Origin of the sequence: Pseudomonas sp. ADAK7, assembly GCF_012935675.1 — a bacterium.
In the GTDB taxonomy this organism is placed as follows: Bacteria; Pseudomonadota; Gammaproteobacteria; order Pseudomonadales; family Pseudomonadaceae; genus Aquipseudomonas.
The window spans coordinates 2,071,890-2,089,069 of sequence record NZ_CP052861.1 but is presented as its reverse complement, the minus strand read 5'-3'; the positions used below and the strand labels follow the sequence as shown (position 1 = coordinate 2,089,069).

Sequence of the window (17,180 nt, the reverse complement as noted above, 5' to 3'; positions counted from 1 at the left end):
ATGAAGCATTTACTGTCCCGCCTGGCGTTGGCGGTTGGTCTGGCTGCGCCGGTGTTGCTGGCTCACGCGGATGATCAGGTGAAGCGCGGCGAATACCTTGCGCGCGCCGCCGATTGCATGGCCTGCCACACCGCACGGGGTGGCGCGCCGTTTGCGGGTGGTTTGCCGATCGTCTCGCCGTTTGGAACGATCTACGGCACCAACATTACCCCGAGCAAAGAGCACGGCATCGGTCTGTACAACGACGACGAATTCTTCGCCGCACTCACCGAAGGCAAGCGTCGCGATGGCGCCAACCTGTACCCGGCGATGCCCTACACCTCGTATCACTTGATGCCGCGCGAAGATTCAGACGCGATTCATGCGTACCTGAAAACCGTCGAGCCGATCGAACGCGCGGCGCCGGTCACCAGCCTGAGCTTCCCGTTCAACGTGCGCCTGGGTTTGATGGGCTGGAACATGCTCTACGGCAAGGACGTGAAACTCGCGCCCACCGAGGGCAAAAGCGAAGCCTTCAAGCGCGGCGAGTACATGGTCGAGGTGCTCGGTCACTGCGGCGAATGCCACACGCCACGGGGTTTGCCCGGCGCCATGCAACAGGACAAGCGCCTGACCGGCGGCCTGCTCAACGGCTACTTGGCGCCGAGCCTGCTGGCCACTGATTTGGCCGCGCGCGGCTGGAATCAGCAGGACCTGAGCACCTTCCTCAAGCACGGGATGAGCGCCCAGGGCACGATGTTCAACGAGATGTTCCCGGTGTTCCACAACAGCACCCAAGGCCTCAATGACCCGGACCTGGCGGCGATGGCCACTTATCTGCTGGGCGATCCAGCCCCGGCGGCCAAAGTGCTGACCGAAGTGCCGCTGGACAAAATGAGCCCAAGCGCCCAACGCGGTCGTCAGGACTACCTGAACGTCTGCGCCGGTTGCCACGCGCCAAACGGCGAGGGCAAACCGCACATCGCCGTGGCCATGCGCGGCAACACCACGCTGCGCCTGGAAGATCCGCGCAACCTGCTGCGGGTGATAGAGGACGGCATCGGCGAACAGAAATTCGCCGGGTTCGAACGCATGCAGCCGATGCCGGGCTTTGCCGACAAACTCAGCCATGAGCAACTGACCGATCTGCTGAATTATTTGCGTCAGGGTTGGGGCGGTCAGTCTGCTGAGTTGGCGGTGAGCGATGTGCAGAAACTGCAAGCGGACGCACCGCCGGCCGAGCACAAGGCGCACTGACATGCAGCATCTCGATCTGCAAGTGGTGCGTCGGGCGCTGGAATTGTCGGTGGCGGGGCAGCGGGTGTGGTTGTGCACGGTGCTTGCCACTTATGGCTCGGCACCGCGGGCGCCGGGGTCGCTACTGGCGGTGAACGCGGACGGGCAGTGGATCGGCTCGCTGTCCGGTGGCTGCGTTGAGGAGGATTTCCTTGAGCGGGTCGCCGAAGGCGCGTTTGAAGAGGCAGTCAGCGTCGTGCGTTACGGCGAAGGCGACGACCCGCGTTCCCGAGTGAGCCTGCCCTGCGGCGGCGTGCTCGATGTGCTGGTGGAGAAGCTTGAACCGGATTGTGCGGTTCAGGCGCATCTGCGCGAGCTGGAATCGGCGTTGTTGGGTCAGCGTCGGTTGATTCGCGAGGTCGATCTGGGCAACGGTGCGCGCGCTGTGTTTGCGGACAGCGAGCAGGGTGTGCGCATCGAGCGTGAGATTGATCGGGTACGCGTGCGGATCGGCGCGGCTCAGCGGTTGTTGCTGGCCGGGTATTCCAGCGTCGCCCAGGCGTGTGCGGAATTTGCCGTGGGCCTGGGTTTCGAGGTGATTCTCTGCGATCCCCGGGATGAAGTGCTGAACGGTGTGGTGCTGGACGGCGTCGAAATTCGTCGCCAACTGCCGTCGGTGTTCATCGCTGATGGCGGCTGTCACAGCGATACGGCAGTGGTGGCGCTGACCCACGATCCGCGCATTGATGATTTGGCGATGATGGAAGCGGTGCGCACCGATGCGTTTTATATCGGTGTAATGGGGTCGATGCAAACGTCGCAAAAGCGCTTTGAGCGGTTGCGCCGGATTGGTGGGTTGGGGGATGCGGAATTGGCGCGGATACATGCACCGATTGGGTTGAACCTGGGGAGCAAGACCCCGGCGGAGATCGCCTTGGCAGTCTTGGCCGACATCCTGCGAATTCGCAGCGGCATCACCCGCGATCGCCTCTGATCCTTGTAGGAGCGAGGCTTGCCCGCGAAAGCGGTGCGTCAGGCAAAAATGATGTCGTCTGACACAACCTCTTCGCGAGCAAGCTTCGCTCCTACACGGAACCGCGGTGTTGGTCAGTACCCGAACTTATCCCGCAACCCGTAATACCAAGCACCCAACGCCGCAAACGGCGTGCGCAGCAATTGCCCACCCGGAAACGGGTAATGCGGCAAATCCGCAAACGCATCAAAGCGCTCAGCCTGCCCGCGCAACGCCTCGGCCAGCACTTTGCCCGCCAGATGCGTGTACGTCACACCATGCCCGCTGCAACCCTGGGAATAGTAAATGTTGTCCCCCAGCCGTCCGACCTGCGGCAGACGCGACAGGGTCAGCAGGAAGTTTCCGGTCCAGGCGTAATCGATCTTCACGTCTTTCAAATGCGGAAACGCCTTGAGCATCTTCGGCCGAATAATCGCCTCGATGTTCGCCGGATCCCGCGCGCCATACACCACGCCACCGCCGAAGACCAAACGCTTGTCGCCGGTCAGACGGTAATAATCGAGCAAGTAATTGCAGTCCTCAACGCAGTAATCCTGCGGCAACAGACTCTTGGCCAACGCATCGCCCAACGGTTCAGTGGTAATCACCTGAGTCCCGCACGGCATCGACTTCGCCGCCAACTCCGGCACCAGATTGCCGAGGTAAGCATTGCCCGCCACGATAATGAACTTGGCCCGAACCTTACCCTGCGGCGTATGCACCACCGGATTCGCCCCGCGCTCGATGCGCACCGCCGGCGACTGCTCATAAATAGTGCCGCCCAACGACTCCACGGCCGCCGCTTCACCTAGCGCCAGGTTCAACGGATGAATATGCCCGCCGCTCATGTCGAGCATGCCGCCGACATACTGATCGCACGCCACCACTTCACGAATGCGCTTCTGATCCAGCAACTCAAGCTGCGTATGCCCGAACCGCTCCCACAGACGCTTCTGCGATTCCAGATGCCCCATCTGCTTGGCCGTGATCGCGGCGAACACACCACCGTCCTTCAAATCGCACTGGATATTATATTTGGCGACCCGCTCACGAATGATCCGCCCACCCTCAAACGCCATCTGCCCCAGCAACTGCGCCTGCTTGGGCCCGACACTGCGCTCGATCACATCAATGTCGCGGCTATAACTGTTAACGATCTGCCCACCGTTGCGCCCCGACGCGCCAAACCCCACCTTGGCCGCCTCAAGCACCGTGACCTTAAAACCGTTCTCCAGCAAAAACAGGGCAGAGGACAAACCGGTGTAACCGGCGCCAATCACACAGACATCAGTCTCTACGTCATCCTGCAACGCCGGGCGCGGCGGCACCGCATTGGCCGATGCAGCGTAATAGGACTCGGGGTAGGGGGTGTTCGCCATCCTGCAGCCTCTGTTTAATATATTTTACGAGTCCGCCGATCCTACCCGAGTTAAAAAACCGCCGCCAGCCACCGGAAAATCTCCGTCGCAGCCACAAAATTAAATATTTTGCATATTCATAGGGTTAGCTCGAAAAAAGGTGTTGACACCCCTCCGGAATTCCGTAGAATGCCGCCACACAGCAGGCACGTAGCTCAGTTGGTTAGAGCACCACCTTGACATGGTGGGGGTCGTTGGTTCGAGTCCAATCGCGCCTACCAAACAAAATCCGCTCTGCTGGGCGGTCTAGAAGGGCTCACCGAAAGGTGGGCCCTTTTTTGTTGTCTGCGATTTAAGCAAAACGTTCACAAAGTATCGGGCTCGTTCAGACTGGGCAATGTGAGCGCCAAAACCCTGATTCATCTCGCTGCTGGTTGGCGCTTAAGTGGTGAAGTGCGTCTCTGGGCCTGGGCGTGGGGCTCCGGAGATATGCTCTTCTCGGGAAGGGCTCGCAAATTATGCAACACTAGTGCGTCGAAGATGATCTTGGCACTATGCTGAATCGGAAATTCTGAAAGGGATATCAATGAGAATCCTATTGTCAATCTTACTAGCTTCAATCTGGTCGACCGGTTACGCCGCTGACGATTGCACCGGTATCAATGAAGATAGCAAGCGTCTTGCGTGCTACGACATGAAATACCGCCCTGTCTCCACTGTGCAGCAAGCTTCGAGCTGGGAAGTGAGGGAGACAGTCTCAAAAATTGATGACAGCAAAACTATCGTTTTGCATGCAACCTCCAAAGAGGTGGTGGCGAAGCAATATGGCGGTCACGACACAGCTGACCTTTATATTCGTTGTGCCGAAGGGGCAACGTCGTTGTATTTCGTTTTGGCCGATAATTTTCTAGCTGATACAGAGGAGTACGGACAAGTGACCTACCGGGTCGATAATCAAAAAGCCCGGACGTACAGCTTTTCGTCCTCTACGGACAATAAGGCTCTTGGTCAATGGGGCGGTCAATACGCTATTCCCGTTGTTAAGCATTTATTTGACGCTCAGCAGGTAGTTGTCCGTATCACGCCCTATAACGAATCACCGGTAACGGTGACCTTTCCTGTTACTGGCCTGCGGCAAGCCATTGCCCCCCTGCAACTGGCATGTAAGTGGAAGTGATTTTTCAAAGAGGTGATAGCTCTATTTTTTACAGGCTTATCAGTAAACAAATCTGTCACCTTTTTGCGACTAAAAATCTTTCTTCTTAAAGGTCTGATCGCCCGACTGATCGTTGCTAATCGTTAGTACACCTTTCGAAATTGAATACGTTGTCGACGCATCTCCCTCTGAATAGCGGTTTCTCCAGCGCCCCCATTCGTTTGTATCGGCCAAGAATGTTGACCAGATGACACGGTCTTCGCTCACTTGGCATCGATACCGAAATGAGTCACCGTCCGGACGTCGATAAGATATCTCAGGGTTTGGTTCTGCCTGGTTGGTTTTCATTGTTTTTGTTGGTCGGCCCATCTCAACTGAAATGGCTGCCTTGCAGATGTCTGCACTTGTGAAGGTCTCGGCGTGGGCGCAGGAAATGAGTCCAATGGACGCGAGAAGTCCTGCTACTACTTTTTTATTCATACCTTGTCCTTGGTTTATTGATATAGCCACTAATATCTAATTCATCTCGCGCTGAAGCGCCTCTTGGTAGCAAACCAGGTCACTCGATCTCTGATTGCTTTCGTATTCCGTCTGGTAGTGCTCCGCGCTTTGGCTGCAATCGTATCCGGAGCTTCCTCCAAGTTCGCGCTCGAGTGCTTTCTGGTAGCAGACAAGGTCGCTGGCTCTCATCGTGCTTTGGTATCGATCCTGATAGGACTGAGCGCTGTCGCTGCATGACCCGTAAGGGGTTATTGCCAAAGCAACCGAGCAGCATGAAGCCAGGGAGCCCCCCAGCAGTAGACGTTTTATTAAGCTCATCCTTGATTCCCTCGTGAGATCCATCCCGACACCGACGATCTATCACTATAGCTGCCGGGAAAAAATGTGTGGTGTCGTGCCGAGCCTCTGGAAGGGGTGCGATTATCTTTTCTGGAGTAAGCTTCCCACCTTTCAGCAAAAGGAGTTGAGTGATGTTTGCACGAATCATTGTGGGCGTTTTGATTGGTCTGGCGGCGGGTCTGTTTCTGCATGGGAAATTTTCTCTGGAAGAAAAGACGCTGAAAATCATCCAGATTTTTGTTGGCATCGTGGCGATTGGTTTCATCGCCTCTTCGTTCATGTTTGGCGCGGTGTATGGGGTGCTGGCCGTCGCTGAGATTGCGGGGGGTTACTTCGCCTATACCAAGCTATTCCAAGGTCAGGTTTCCAAGCCATAAGCAAAACCGTTCGCTACGTTTACGGCCCACTGCACCATTTCATGGATGTATCTATGCAAGCTGTCAACCCTGGCAAACCTTCGGTGGCGTTTCTTCTGGGCGTTGTCGTTAGTGGCTGGGGTTTGTTCTATGCAGGTCGACCTCGACTGGCCGCAGCGCTCATTGCCGTGCTGTGGAGCTTCTTGCTGATAGGAGGATGGTCTGGGCTGTTTACCAGCCGGCGCGGCTTAGTTGTATTGGTCGCGATGATCATCGTGACGAAGTGCGTATCAGCCTTTGCCGGTGCCTGGTTTGCGCGTCGGCGTATCAAAGTGCACAGCAAGCGTGAGCATTTGTTCTTCCTTGCCGCGATGGTCGTCAGTCTTTGGTTGCTGATTCAACCCAGCACGCGCTCTCGGTTGCTCGGATTTGAAGGTTATCGCATTCAGGGGAATGGCATGGCGCCGACGCTGATAACGGGCGATGCGTTTGTTTGTGATAGCAGGCGTAGTGATTACTCTCTGGGCGATGTCGTGGCTTACGAGCGTGAGGGAAACGTTGAGGTCAAGCGTATCGCCGCCACCGAGGGAAACAGCATTGAGATTGTCGACGGCAACGTGCTGCTTAACGGAGAAAACTTTGGGCCGTTTCATTCGGGGTCGCCAAGGGAGAAAAGCTATTCGCAAAGCTTTGAGCGAACACAGATTGCGCGTGGGTATGTCTTCGTGTTGGGAGACAACCGCGACAATAGTCGTGACAGTCGAACCGATGGGCCAGTAGCGCTGGCTAATGTCCGCTGCAAAACCACCCACATCATTTACTCGGCTGCCGGTAGGAAAACCGGAACAGCGATCTGGTAGGTGGCATCCATTCACTGACGAACTCGGCATCGGTGACTATCTTCTTGCGATGGCGTCTATGCAGTTCTGTACATGGAAGTAATAAGGACGTTACGTGTTTTGGAAAGTGATCTTACTGGCCATGCTCACCGGTTTAAGTGGGTGCGCGGCGGTCGCTACGCGGATGGATTACAACCATCGTTGTCCCTACCTGGGTGTTCGTTTTGATTGGTGGTTGGTCGGCACATCCCACGGAAAACTGATCCCCTTTTTACTCCTCGACGCGCCATTTTCGTTGGTGGTCGATACGGTGTTTTTCCCTTTCGAATATCAATACACCTGCAATCTCTGAGGCGTCTATGCCGCAGACATGGAACAGTAATAAGGACATTACGTGCTACGGAAGCTCATTTTAATGTTGGCTATTTCACAGTTGAGCGGTTGCGCCTGGTTGGGCTCGGTGACGGGGCCAGGTTCATATCAATGCTACGGCGGGATACACGATGAGTATCTGTGGGCTCAGTTCTTCGGTCCGCTTGTACTGATCGACGTTCCATTCACTTTTGTGGCTGACACCGTATCACTGCCTTTTTGCCGGTAGTGATCGAGGACGTACCCAGCTTTTGTGAGATGTGTTTAATCGTTGCGAGCCGCGCGTTTAAAGACACTCTGTGTTACGTCATAAGCGGCTACAAAACCTTGCGCCGTTACCTACGCGTGCGCCAGAATCCGCCGGCTTGTGCCTCTTGGGCCAGGGCTCTATCGTTTGCCTGCCACTGCTCATCAGTGGTCGGGTTTAGTCGCCCGTTGTTGCTAAGTCGCATAAGCGTCAATCAGCCAGGTATCCCAACCTGCACTTGATGGTAGCTGTGCGCAGGGCACTCTCGAGTGCGCCGATTTCTTAGCTCGTCGGTCGACTAACCTGTGCACAGCTGCCTCCCTTTCGTTTAGTCGCGAACTGGTCGTAGCCTCATAGAGAGAGTTAAGACATGTTCAAGGTAACGCCGAATCCCCCGCACAACGATCCAGTACCCTACGACGCCTCTTTCGATCTTGATCCCAAGAAAATGAAACTGGCGGCCGACCGCGCACTCAACTTCTACCTCAACCCCGGGGCGACGAAAGAGCCGATACCGCCCCGCAAGCGCAGCACCATCTTCACCATCGACGCAGCGGTGGATGACGAAACGTTGCTCCTCGAGGCCAGCGAATCGTTCGCACAAGCCCGCGAGATGGTTAACGATCTCGCCGACCTGGCGGACAACCCGCGACGTCATACGATGCTGGTGCTGGCCCGTGTGATTCTGATGGGTGAGTTGGCGGTCAACCGCGTACTGGACAACCACAAGCCTGGATAGCCACCAGGCACCGTAACGAGGGGATTGCCCCCTCGTTACTTTTCCAACACCCGCCCCGGAAAAAACAACTCAAAACACGTCACCCCATTCTCACTGGTGACGCCATACCGCCCGTTATGCAACTGCATAATCGTCGCCACAATCGACAACCCCAACCCATTCGATTGCGCCGACCGTTCCCGCGACTCATCCACCCGATAAAACCGGTCAAACAGTTTCGGCAAATGCTCCGCCGCAATGGTCGCGCCGTGGTTGCTCACCCGCAGGCTGATCCCATCAGAAGTAGGCGTCGCACTCACCACCAATTCCGAATCCGGCGCGCCATATTTGATGGCGTTCGAACACAGGTTGGCCAGCGCCCGCCGCAACAACATCGGCTCGGCCCAGATCACGCCGCTGCCGTGGGCGTTGATGCTGATCCCGGCGTCCGCCGCCAGTCCTTCAAAGTAATCCGCCATCCGCTCCATCTCATCCGCCGCGTCCAGTTCCTGGCGTTGGCGCAAGGCGCTGGCCGGGTCGGTGCGGGCGAGGAACAGCATGTTGTCGAGCATGCGCGCCAGGCGTTCGAGTTCTTCGACGTTGGAGGCGAGCAGTTGTTGGTAGGCTTCGACGCTGCGGTTTTGCTGGAGGGCGACCTGGGTTTCGCCGAGCAGGTTGTTGATCGGGGTGCGCAGTTCGTGGGCCATGTCGGTGGAGACCTGGCCGAGCTGGATAAAGCCTTTGGCGAGGCGGTCGAGCACGCCGTTGAAGGCGTCGATCATCGGCAGCACTTCCAGCGGCGCGCCTTGAATGTCGAGGCGTTCGGTGAGGTTGCCGACGCCGATGCCGTGGGCGTGTTTGGCCAGGCGACGCAGGGGCAGCAGCCCGCGATACAGCAGCAAGTAGCCGCAGAGCGCGAGCAATAGGGCGGCGACGCCGGCGAGGAAGTAAACGCGCAACCGGTAGTTGGCCAGCACGCTGGTGCGCTCGGTCATCAGTCGACCGGCCACGACTTGCAGGCTGCCGAGGTCGCCCGAGTCGATGGTCGCCGCCAGCGCCGCGAAGGGCACGCCGTCCACGCCGGAAAAATGCTGCACGTCGGCCAGTACCAACGGATGGTCCATGGTCACGGGCGACAGGTTCGGCAAGTCGAGGTTGCCGGGATTGACCACCAGCAACGGCTTTTGTCCGGCCGCACCGATCACCAGCACCGACTCGCGGTTGCCGAGCATGTTCTGGAACAACGCGGGTTTGCTCTTGATCAGGTCCAGGGTGTTGCTGTCATTCAGAAACGTGCGCAGTTGATCGACCCGGGTGATCAGCGCGGCATCGTCCCGGCGGATCAACTCGCGCTCCAGTTCGCGATACAAACACACGCCCAACGTGATGACCGAGGCGAACGCCAGCAAGGCAAACAGCAACGCCAGGCGCAGGGTCAGGGAATGCGCTCGGCGGTTCATGGCTGCGTATCGAAGCGATAGCCGATACCGCGCACGCTGTGGATCAGCTTGAGTTGGAACGGGTCGTCGACTTTCAAGCGCAGCCGGCGCACGGCGACGTCTACCACGTTGGTGTCGCTGTCGAAATTCATGTCCCACACCCGCGAGGCAATCAGCGAGCGCGACAGCACTTGGCCCTGATGCGTGGCGAACAGGTGCAGCAAGGCGAATTCTTTATTGGTCAGCGTGATGCGCACGCCGTCGCGGGTGATGCGGCGTTTGAGTACGTCGATTTGCAGATCGGCGACTTGCAATTGTTCTTCTTCACGGGACGGACCACGGCGGGTCAGGGTGCGCAGGCGCGCCACCAGTTCGGCGAAGGAGAACGGTTTGATCAGGTAGTCGTCGGCGCCCAGTTCCAGGCCCTTGATACGGTCGGCGATGTCGTCGCGGGCGCTGAGGAACAGCACCGGTGTATCGGCTTCCTTGCGCAAGCGCCGCAGCACTTCCCAGCCGTCCATTTTCGGCATCATCACGTCCAGCACGATGACGTCGAACGAGGTTTCCAGGGCCAGGTGCAAGCCGTCCACGCCATTGCGCGCGAGGCTGACCGAGTAACCGAGTTCCTGCAGGCCGTTGAGCAGGTAGTTGCCTGCCTTGGGCTCGTCTTCAACGACAAGGATGTTCATGGTCGGTATCCGTAAGAAGTCATTGCGCCGTGGAGGGCGTGAGCCAGTGTAGCCCGATCATCTGCACGTGACGCGGGCCACACGTCTTCGGCGACGCACACTCAATTGTCATTGGTGCAACCGGAGCCTTCGACCTGGTAATCCAGCACGTGCTCCTGGCCTTTGTGGTCCAGGTAGTCCAGCCGCGCAGGAATAATGCCGCACTGTTGTGAGATGTCGGTGGTGGACAGGACTTTAGCGACGTCCATATGCACGAAGAAACCGGTTTTGTCATGAATCACCGCGGCTTGTGGCTGGGTGTCGGCAAACGCCGAACCGGTGGCGAGGAGGGCGGCGAAACCGAGGATTAACATTTTCATGATGGGGCTCTCTCTAAATCGGGGTGAAGGTGGCTGCCGTCAGTTGGCTGGGCAGTGAGCTCAGGTTAACGAGGCAATCCGGACAGCCGACCAACAGTTGAATGACAAAGTTGTAATGCAATTCGCCCCGGGATTACGGCTGGCGGCCGGAGGCTTCGAGGATCAGGTCGGCGATTTCTTTCGAGTGCGACACCAGCGACAAATGGCTGGACGGCACCTCGATGGTGGTCGCGCCCATGCGTTTGGCGAGGAAGCGTTCCAGGTCCGGGTTGATGGTCTGGTCGAGGCTGGACACCGCGTACCACGACGGTTTGCTGTGCCAGGCTGCTGCGGTGGTGCGCTCGCCAAACAAGGTCTTGGCGATCGGTTGTTGCACGGCGAACAGGGCCAGGGCTTTGTCGTGGGGGACATCACCGGCGAAGTATTTGAGGAAAGCGTCTTGCTTCAAGGTGACGTAGCCGTCGTGCTCCTCGGTGCCGGCGCGCACCGGCATGGTCGGATACTTGCCGGCGAGGGCGACGAAATCTTCTCCGGCATCCGGGGCGCGGGCGGCGACGTACACCAGGGCGCTGACCTTCGGATCGACCCCGGCTTCACTGACCACGGTGCCGGCATAGGAATGGCCGACCAACACCGTCGGGCCGTCTTGTTGATCAAGCACGCGCTGGGTGGCGGCGACGTCGTTGGCCACCGAGGTCAGTGGGTTTTGTACCGCGGTGACGTGCAGACCGGCGGCCTGCAACCGCGTAATTACCTCGGACCAGCTCGAACCATCGGCCCAGGAACCGTGCACCAGCACGACGTTGTTGGCCTTCACCGGCGCAATGTTGCTGGCCATGGCGGAACCGGTGCCGAGCATCAGCAGGCTGGCGGCGATCAGGCAGAGTTTGTTGATTGGTTTCATGGTGTCGACCCTTGTCTTCATCGGTGGGAGGCGCGTCACCCAGGCTGGGTGACTGACGACTTCACTGTATGAATCGAGGGTGCTGCCTACGCTGACAACTCCATGACAAGTTTGTAATCCGGGGTTCGGGCGGCGCTGAGTGGTCAGCAGGCGTGATTCGGTTCCATCGAAAATTTGCGTAATACTCAAAAAGTTTGCCGTGTGCGTCACAAACACTCGGCACAGTAAGCAGGCCGGGGGCTGATCACCGTGCGCTGTGTCACACAATGGCATAGTGGCAAATCAATACTTTGATCGAATCAACATTCATCGGGAACTTTCCGGGAAATGCTTGTCTCTCTTCCGAGGGAATAAAAACAGCTCCGAGCTGGAAATTTCCCAGGGAAGAGAACAACTCGTACAGAGGAGCAAGACTTTGAGAATACAGTTGACATGTATAACTTCGAATGTATGCTCATGTTCACTTCCGAAAACGAAACCGGCGGTTTTGTTCATTGGCGAGCAGCGCTGATGATCCGTCAGATAATTGAAATCAAGTTTAAGTAAGCTCGTTCGGTATTGCTGCGTCGGTGATAGCTTGCTGTGCGTCATTATGGTGCTTTAACCCCACAATAGTGCAGCTGTAACCGGTTTCACCCCAATATCTCTACGCGTCAGTACTGTATTAACGGTTGTTGGATAATCGCGCCTTATTCAATGGAGTCGTCAACTTGTGACGACGGCCCTGCAGTAACTTGCTGAATTGTTTGCACTCGTCCAATAATTAGAATAATTGCTTTATTTATTTGCTCGGCAAGTTGTGCCGGGGATGAAGTGTCGCCCGTGGAAACAATTGACTGCATGGCACGACGGCAGGGGTCATAAGCCCTGAAGTCACCAAGTAGTTCAAAGGCAACGATCAGAGCCTATGGACGGGGGCATAACTTGAAGGAAACCGATCTGGAGATCGTAGATGAGTGTGTACGATTACTTTGATTGTGAGCTTGACTGCGATAACGACCTCCCGGACATAAAAATCATTGCGCAAAGCACCTCGCCACTGGGCATCGATCTGCTGCTGTCGGGGGAGACCGGCACCGGCAAGGACACCCTGGCGCAACGCATTCACGTACTGTCGGAGCGCAAGGGCGGGTTTGTGGCGATGAATTGCGCGGCGATTCCGGAGTCGCTGGCCGAAAGCGAGTTGTTCGGGGTGGTCAGCGGCGCGTTCACCGGGGCCAGTCGTTCGCGGATGGGCTACATCGAAGCGGCGCAGGGCGGCACGCTGTACCTCGACGAGATCGACAGCATGCCGCTCAATCTCCAGGCCAAACTGCTGCGGGTGCTGGAGGTCCGGGCTATCGAGCGACTCGGTTCGACCACGGTCATTCCCCTGGAGTTATGCGTGATCGCCTCGGCCCAGAGGCCTCTGGATGAAATGGTCGAGCAGGGCCTGTTTCGTCGCGATCTGTATTTCCGCCTCAACGTCCTGACCATCCAGTTGCCGGCACTGCGCGAGCGTCGCGACCAGATCATTCCGCTGTTTTCCCAATTTTCCAACGCCGCCGCCCGAGACTTGGGGCGGGGTCACAAAGCGCTGGGCGCGGCGCTGACCCAAGTGCTGCTCAGCCATTCCTGGCCCGGCAACATCCGCGAATTGAAGTCCGCGGCCAAGCGTTTCGTGCTGGGTTTTCCGTTGCTCGGCGGCGGGCCCGGTGAAGACCCCGAGAGCCAGACCCTCAAGGCGCAGATGCGGGTCATCGAGCGCATCCTGATCCAGGAGGCGCTCAAGCGCCACGGTCAGTCCGTCGACGCGGTGAGCATGGAATTGGGCGTGCCCCGACGCACGCTTTATCACCGCATCAAGTCGCTGGATATATTCCTCAAACACGATCCCCTGGAAAAAAAAGTGGAACCCAAATCCGCCACGGCTCCACTCATGGATATCTCGCACTGATGCGAGTGTTCATTGTGGAGTTAAGACTATGGCTGGTATGGGTGGAGTAGGTGGCGCTGCAAACACGGCGGTAAATGGTTTCAACTCGGTTAAAGAAACCGCTAACTCGGTTAAAGGCAATGCGCAAAACCAGTCGGCAGCCGCCGACATGTCCGGCGGCGGTAAAGCGGCCGACGCACAAATGAAAATGATGCAGATGCAGGACGAGCAATCGGCCCGCAATATCACCATGCAAGGCCAGGCGGCCATGCAAACGGAACAGCGCAACACACTGCAGGCCATCAGTTCCGCTCAGACGGACGCGGCCAACAAGCAAATCTCCAACGTCGCACAAAGTGCGAAAGGCATCAGCTATTAATCATCCCTGTGCCCTCTGTTTGTGCAGAGGGCTTTTGATCGTTAGCGAGAATCTTCCATGTTAAATCCTCTAGCAGCAGGTGCCAGTTCGCTTCTGAAAATGGGCGGCGCTATTCCGGCGACCCTAACTTCCGTGGCCTCCGAATCAATTAATTCCATGAAAGGGGTGGTCGACAAGTTAAGCAGTTCGCTGATGTCCGGCGGCCACCTCAATACCGATTCGCCCTTGGGCAAGATGGTTGAACAACAACTTAAAAAAGAGAACCCGTTCATGGCCTTGGCCGGGGGGAAGGGCGGTGAAGAGAACGCCGTCAAGAAAGCGTTGGGCGATTTGATCAAGGACAAACTGGGCAGCAATTTCGGCGCCTCGGCGGATGCCGGCATTGGTGGCAAAGGCCAGGGCGGGCAGGATTTGATGTCCCAGACTCTGCAAGGTCTGGGCAAGTCATCGCTGGACAATGCGCTGACCGACAAGGGCGAAGGCTCGACTTTCTCTAAGGCCGACAAACCGATCCTGCAGCAAGTCGCCAATTTCATGGACCAGAACAAAGCCCAGTTCGGTGCGCCGGATTCCGGGTCCTGGAGCAAGGAACTCGACGAGAGCGGCGGCAAGGACAACTTCCTCGACAAGGGTGAAACCTCGAAATTCCGCGCGGCGCTGGAGCAGATTTCCCAGCAGATGGGTGCCGGTGGTGCGCAGGGCACGCAATCGACTCAGGGCAACGGCGGCCTGGGCAGCCCGCAACAGGAACCGTCGGCCAACGATGCGTCCTCGGGCGGCCAATCCAACGACCTGGCGCAACTGTTAGGCAGCAGCAATCCGATGGACATCTTCAAGCAAGGCCTGGAAATGGGCCTGGGGATTGCCGGTGGCAAAGGCGCGGAGGGCGGCGCTGATAGCCTCGCGCAGAACGGCCTGAGCCCGCAGTTGCAACAACACAGCCTGAAAAGTTCGGCCGCTGAAGCGGCGCAAAACATCCTCGACGTGATGAGCGCGGGCGTTTCCTGATCCCAGGATTGCCGTGAACCATCGCACCCCCTCGACACCGTCTGCCGGAGAACGCCCGTGAGTCTTTCCCCCATCAATGCACCCAAAGGCGTCCCGGTCGAGCATGACCCAGGCCTGGTTTCCGGACCTGCGCAGGCGGATGTCGACTTATTCAATGGCGCCATGCGTAACGAGGCCGCCCCGGTGGGGCATATGGCCGACGGTGTGGTGGGTGCGCTCTCCGAGCGTTTCCAGTCCCAGGAACAGCTGTCGCAGCAGGCGCTGCGCTCGATGAAAACCGCTGCCGGTTCGGCCGATCCGATGGACATGGTCAAGATGAGCCGCTCGCTGTCGCAATACTCGCTGCAGATGGCGATCACCACCAAAGTGGTGAGCAAGAGCGCCCAGGCGCTCGATAAATTGACCAACATGCAGTAGGCCCGGCGTGAAATTCTTTGCCCCGATTGTGTTGCTGTGCCTGCTGTTGCTCAGCGGCTGCAGCGACGACACGGAACTGTTCGGCGGCCTCTCGGAGCCGGACTCCAATGACGTCATCGCCAAACTCGCCGACCAGCACATCGACGCCCGCAAGCAGATGCAAAAAACCGGCGTGACCATCATCGTCGCCGCCCGCGACATCAATCGCGCGGTGCGCGTGCTGGAAGCCGCCGGCCTGCCGCGACGGGCCCGCACCAGCCTCGGGGAAATCTTCAAGAAAGAAGGGGTGATTTCCACGCCGCTGGAGGAACGGGCGCGCTACATCTATGCGTTGTCCCAGGAACTGGAATCGACCTTGTCGCAGATCGACGGCGTGATCGTCGCGCGGGTCCACGTGGTGCTGCCGGAACGCATCGCCCCTGGCGAACCGGTGCAACCGGCGTCGGCGGCGGTGTTCATCAAGCACACCGCAGCGCTCGATCCGGACAGCGTACGTGGGCGCATTCAGCAAATGGTCGCGAGCAGTATTCCGGGGATGTCTCAGGAAGCGGCCAACTCGAAAAAATTCGCCATCGTCTTCGTCCCGTCCATGGAGTTTCAGGACAAGGAAAACCTGGTGCGTTTCGGCCCGTTCCTGATCGACAGCCCGGACGTCGGCTTCTGGCACGTCATGGCGCTGGTGCTTCCGATCAGCCTGCTGTTGCTGCTGGCCGTGCTGGCCCTGGGGCTGCGCCGTGACTGGCGCGGGGCATTGCTCGCCCGTGTGTGGCCCGGCCGGCGCAGCGATTCGACGTTACCGGCGAACCTATGACCGCGACCGACTGGGTGAACTGGTGGTGTTGCACGTGGCGTTGGGCGCACCCGGCCTGGCAGGCGCAGGTGCTGGCGGTCCAGGGCCTGGAACCTGAGGCGTGCGCCGCTGTGACGCGCAGCCGCCAGGCGGATTTACTGGCCAGCCTCGGCGTGCGTCCCAGTCAACCGCCCGAGCCGGACGTCGATGTGCTGTTGTGGTTGTCGCTGAGCACGGAGCAACGTCAACAAGCGCTGGCCCTCGCCCGATCGATCTGTTGCGCGCCGCTGCCCGCCGAAACCACGGTGGCTGCGCGGTACGATGCCTGGTGTCGCAGCCTGGCCAAGGCCCTGCGACCGGGGCTTTGGGCTGATCCGCAACAGACCGACATGCGCCCTCTGCTCGGCGCCTGGCTGGGCCCGGCGATCTGGCCACGCCTGCGTCTGGGATGGGCGCCGGGGGAGGTCGGTGAGCCGGCGACGGACCTGCCGCCCAACAAACTCGACACGTTGTGGCGCGCCGTGTTGTGGCGCGTCTCGACGCCATGAACAACCACCGAGTACTGCGCTGATGCTGGTTCGACGACGCTTGTCCCTGGGCACCGAGGCGTTGCTGCGCGAACCGATCCTGCGCCGCGAAGACCTCGCCGATGCGCAACGGGCCAGTGACCTGCTGCTCGCCGCCCATGCCCAGGCCGAGGCGTTGATCGCCGAGGCGCAAGGCCAATGCCAGCGTTCTCTTGATCAGGCGACGGGGCAGTTCTGGGCGCAGGCCAATGCCTTCCTGCAAACCGTGGAAGACCAGCGCCAGGCCTTGCAACGCTCGGCGGTCGAGTCGGCCGAGGCCATGCTCACGCTGGCGCTGACCCGGCTGTTCGACGACACCAGCGTCATCGAGCGCGGACAAGCGCTGATCACGCATCTGGCGGCCAGCCAGAGCGATGCCTGCACCGCGACCCTCAGCTGTCCCCCCGCGCTGTTCGCCGACGTGCAGACCTGGCTCGTCGGTGGCCGTTTCGCCACGCTGTGGACGTTGCGCGAAGAATCCTCGATGCCGCCGCAGACCCTGCGCCTGAGCAGCGACGCCGGGGAATTCGATCTTGATTGGTCCGGGTTGGTCCGCTGCCTGCTGGGGCAGGGCGACTGACTAGGCGGCGCCTTCTTTTTC

The 17,180-nt window shown here is 58.7% G+C and carries 21 protein-coding genes and 1 tRNA gene; 16 read left to right on the top strand and 6 right to left on the bottom strand.

Going from position 1 to position 17,180, the window contains the following annotated elements; translation table 11 throughout:
* Together HKK53_RS09690 and HKK53_RS09685 are read left to right on the top strand one after the other, a co-directional pair.
* Positions 1-1,236 (top strand): c-type cytochrome, encoded by a 1,236-nt coding sequence (locus HKK53_RS09690; protein WP_169370642.1) that lies wholly within the window; start codon positions 1-3, stop codon positions 1,234-1,236.
* A 1-nt stretch (position 1,237) separates the two neighbouring features.
* Positions 1,238-2,209 (top strand): XdhC family protein, encoded by a 972-nt coding sequence (locus HKK53_RS09685; protein ID WP_169370641.1) that lies wholly within the window; start codon positions 1,238-1,240, stop codon positions 2,207-2,209.
* Positions 2,210-2,322: 113 nt separating this feature from the next.
* Here HKK53_RS09685 and HKK53_RS09680 read toward each other — a convergent pair whose 3' ends face one another.
* On the bottom strand, positions 2,323-3,606 hold the full coding sequence (locus HKK53_RS09680; RefSeq protein WP_169370640.1) for an NAD(P)/FAD-dependent oxidoreductase: 1,284 nt from the start codon (positions 3,604-3,606) through the stop codon (positions 2,323-2,325).
* A 183-nt stretch (positions 3,607-3,789) separates the two neighbouring features.
* Between HKK53_RS09680 and HKK53_RS09675 the strand changes: the two genes are divergently transcribed.
* Both HKK53_RS09675 and HKK53_RS09670 read left to right on the top strand, forming a co-directional pair.
* Positions 3,790-3,866: transfer RNA gene (locus HKK53_RS09675), tRNA-Val, on the top strand.
* Positions 3,867-4,171: 305 nt separating this feature from the next.
* Positions 4,172-4,762, top strand: a complete 591-nt coding sequence (locus tag HKK53_RS09670) for a type VI secretion system-associated protein TagO (RefSeq protein WP_169370639.1) — start codon at positions 4,172-4,174, stop codon at positions 4,760-4,762.
* 69 nt (positions 4,763-4,831) lie between these two features.
* Here the strand turns inward: HKK53_RS09670 and HKK53_RS09665 are convergent, their stop codons facing one another.
* Complete coding sequence (locus tag HKK53_RS09665; RefSeq protein ID WP_237150764.1) at positions 4,832-5,221, bottom strand: hypothetical protein; 390 nt, start codon at positions 5,219-5,221, stop codon at positions 4,832-4,834.
* 491 nt (positions 5,222-5,712) lie between these two features.
* Between HKK53_RS09665 and HKK53_RS09660 the strand changes: the two genes are divergently transcribed.
* From HKK53_RS09660 to HKK53_RS09640, 5 genes are all read left to right on the top strand, one after another.
* Positions 5,713-5,958 carry a hypothetical protein gene (locus HKK53_RS09660; RefSeq protein WP_169370638.1) on the top strand — a complete coding sequence of 82 codons (246 nt, stop codon included), beginning with the start codon at positions 5,713-5,715 and terminating at the stop codon, positions 5,956-5,958.
* 53 nt (positions 5,959-6,011) lie between these two features.
* Positions 6,012-6,797 carry a signal peptidase I gene (lepB, locus tag HKK53_RS09655; RefSeq protein ID WP_169370637.1) on the top strand — a complete coding sequence of 262 codons (786 nt, stop codon included), beginning with the start codon at positions 6,012-6,014 and terminating at the stop codon, positions 6,795-6,797.
* A gap of 94 nt (positions 6,798-6,891) precedes the next feature.
* Entirely contained in the window at positions 6,892-7,128 is a 237-nt protein-coding gene (locus HKK53_RS09650) for a YceK/YidQ family lipoprotein (protein ID WP_169370636.1), read from the top strand.
* 63 nt (positions 7,129-7,191) lie between these two features.
* Positions 7,192-7,377, top strand: a complete 186-nt coding sequence (locus tag HKK53_RS32985) for a YceK/YidQ family lipoprotein (RefSeq protein ID WP_429514219.1) — start codon at positions 7,192-7,194, stop codon at positions 7,375-7,377.
* Between the two features lie 388 nt (positions 7,378-7,765).
* Positions 7,766-8,134, top strand: coding sequence for a DUF6124 family protein (locus tag HKK53_RS09640; protein ID WP_169370634.1), 369 nt, complete (start codon positions 7,766-7,768; stop codon positions 8,132-8,134).
* A 35-nt stretch (positions 8,135-8,169) separates the two neighbouring features.
* Here the strand turns inward: HKK53_RS09640 and HKK53_RS09635 are convergent, their stop codons facing one another.
* From HKK53_RS09635 to HKK53_RS09620, 4 genes are all read right to left on the bottom strand, one after another.
* A complete protein-coding gene (locus tag HKK53_RS09635; RefSeq protein WP_169370633.1) occupies positions 8,170-9,573 on the bottom strand; it encodes a heavy metal sensor histidine kinase in 1,404 nt (467 codons plus the stop codon).
* The gene (locus HKK53_RS09630; RefSeq protein ID WP_054053013.1) at positions 9,570-10,241 is read right to left on the bottom strand and encodes a heavy metal response regulator transcription factor; all 672 of its coding nucleotides are present in this window, start codon (positions 10,239-10,241) and stop codon (positions 9,570-9,572) included. The genes HKK53_RS09635 and HKK53_RS09630 overlap by 4 nt, the downstream gene beginning before the upstream one ends.
* A 101-nt stretch (positions 10,242-10,342) precedes the next feature.
* The gene (locus HKK53_RS09625; protein WP_149658865.1) at positions 10,343-10,600 is read right to left on the bottom strand and encodes a DUF2790 domain-containing protein; all 258 of its coding nucleotides are present in this window, start codon (positions 10,598-10,600) and stop codon (positions 10,343-10,345) included.
* A gap of 133 nt (positions 10,601-10,733) precedes the next feature.
* The gene (locus HKK53_RS09620) at positions 10,734-11,504 is read right to left on the bottom strand and encodes an alpha/beta hydrolase (protein WP_169370632.1); all 771 of its coding nucleotides are present in this window, start codon (positions 11,502-11,504) and stop codon (positions 10,734-10,736) included.
* A 952-nt stretch (positions 11,505-12,456) separates the two neighbouring features.
* Here HKK53_RS09620 and HKK53_RS09615 point away from each other — a divergent pair.
* The 7 genes from HKK53_RS09615 to sctL are packed head-to-tail and all read left to right on the top strand — an operon-like array spanning position 12,457 to position 17,159.
* The gene (locus HKK53_RS09615) at positions 12,457-13,440 is read left to right on the top strand and encodes a sigma 54-interacting transcriptional regulator (protein ID WP_169370631.1); all 984 of its coding nucleotides are present in this window, start codon (positions 12,457-12,459) and stop codon (positions 13,438-13,440) included.
* A 28-nt stretch (positions 13,441-13,468) separates the two neighbouring features.
* A complete protein-coding gene (locus HKK53_RS09610) occupies positions 13,469-13,798 on the top strand; it encodes a hypothetical protein (RefSeq protein ID WP_169370630.1) in 330 nt (109 codons plus the stop codon).
* Between the two features lie 57 nt (positions 13,799-13,855).
* On the top strand, positions 13,856-14,806 hold the full coding sequence (locus HKK53_RS09605; RefSeq protein ID WP_336604968.1) for a hypothetical protein: 951 nt from the start codon (positions 13,856-13,858) through the stop codon (positions 14,804-14,806).
* A 57-nt stretch (positions 14,807-14,863) separates the two neighbouring features.
* Positions 14,864-15,223 (top strand): type III secretion system inner rod subunit SctI, encoded by a 360-nt coding sequence (gene sctI, locus HKK53_RS09600; protein WP_169370628.1) that lies wholly within the window; start codon positions 14,864-14,866, stop codon positions 15,221-15,223.
* 7 nt (positions 15,224-15,230) lie between these two features.
* Positions 15,231-16,034 carry a type III secretion system inner membrane ring lipoprotein SctJ gene (gene sctJ, locus HKK53_RS09595; protein ID WP_169370627.1) on the top strand — a complete coding sequence of 268 codons (804 nt, stop codon included), beginning with the start codon at positions 15,231-15,233 and terminating at the stop codon, positions 16,032-16,034.
* Positions 16,031-16,561, top strand: coding sequence for a type III secretion protein (locus HKK53_RS09590; RefSeq protein WP_169370626.1), 531 nt, complete (start codon positions 16,031-16,033; stop codon positions 16,559-16,561). Before sctJ ends, HKK53_RS09590 begins: the two co-directional genes overlap by 4 nt.
* 22 nt (positions 16,562-16,583) lie before the next feature.
* Positions 16,584-17,159, top strand: a complete 576-nt coding sequence (gene sctL / locus HKK53_RS09585) for a type III secretion system stator protein SctL (RefSeq protein ID WP_169370625.1) — start codon at positions 16,584-16,586, stop codon at positions 17,157-17,159.
* Positions 17,160-17,180 lie beyond the last annotated feature (21 nt).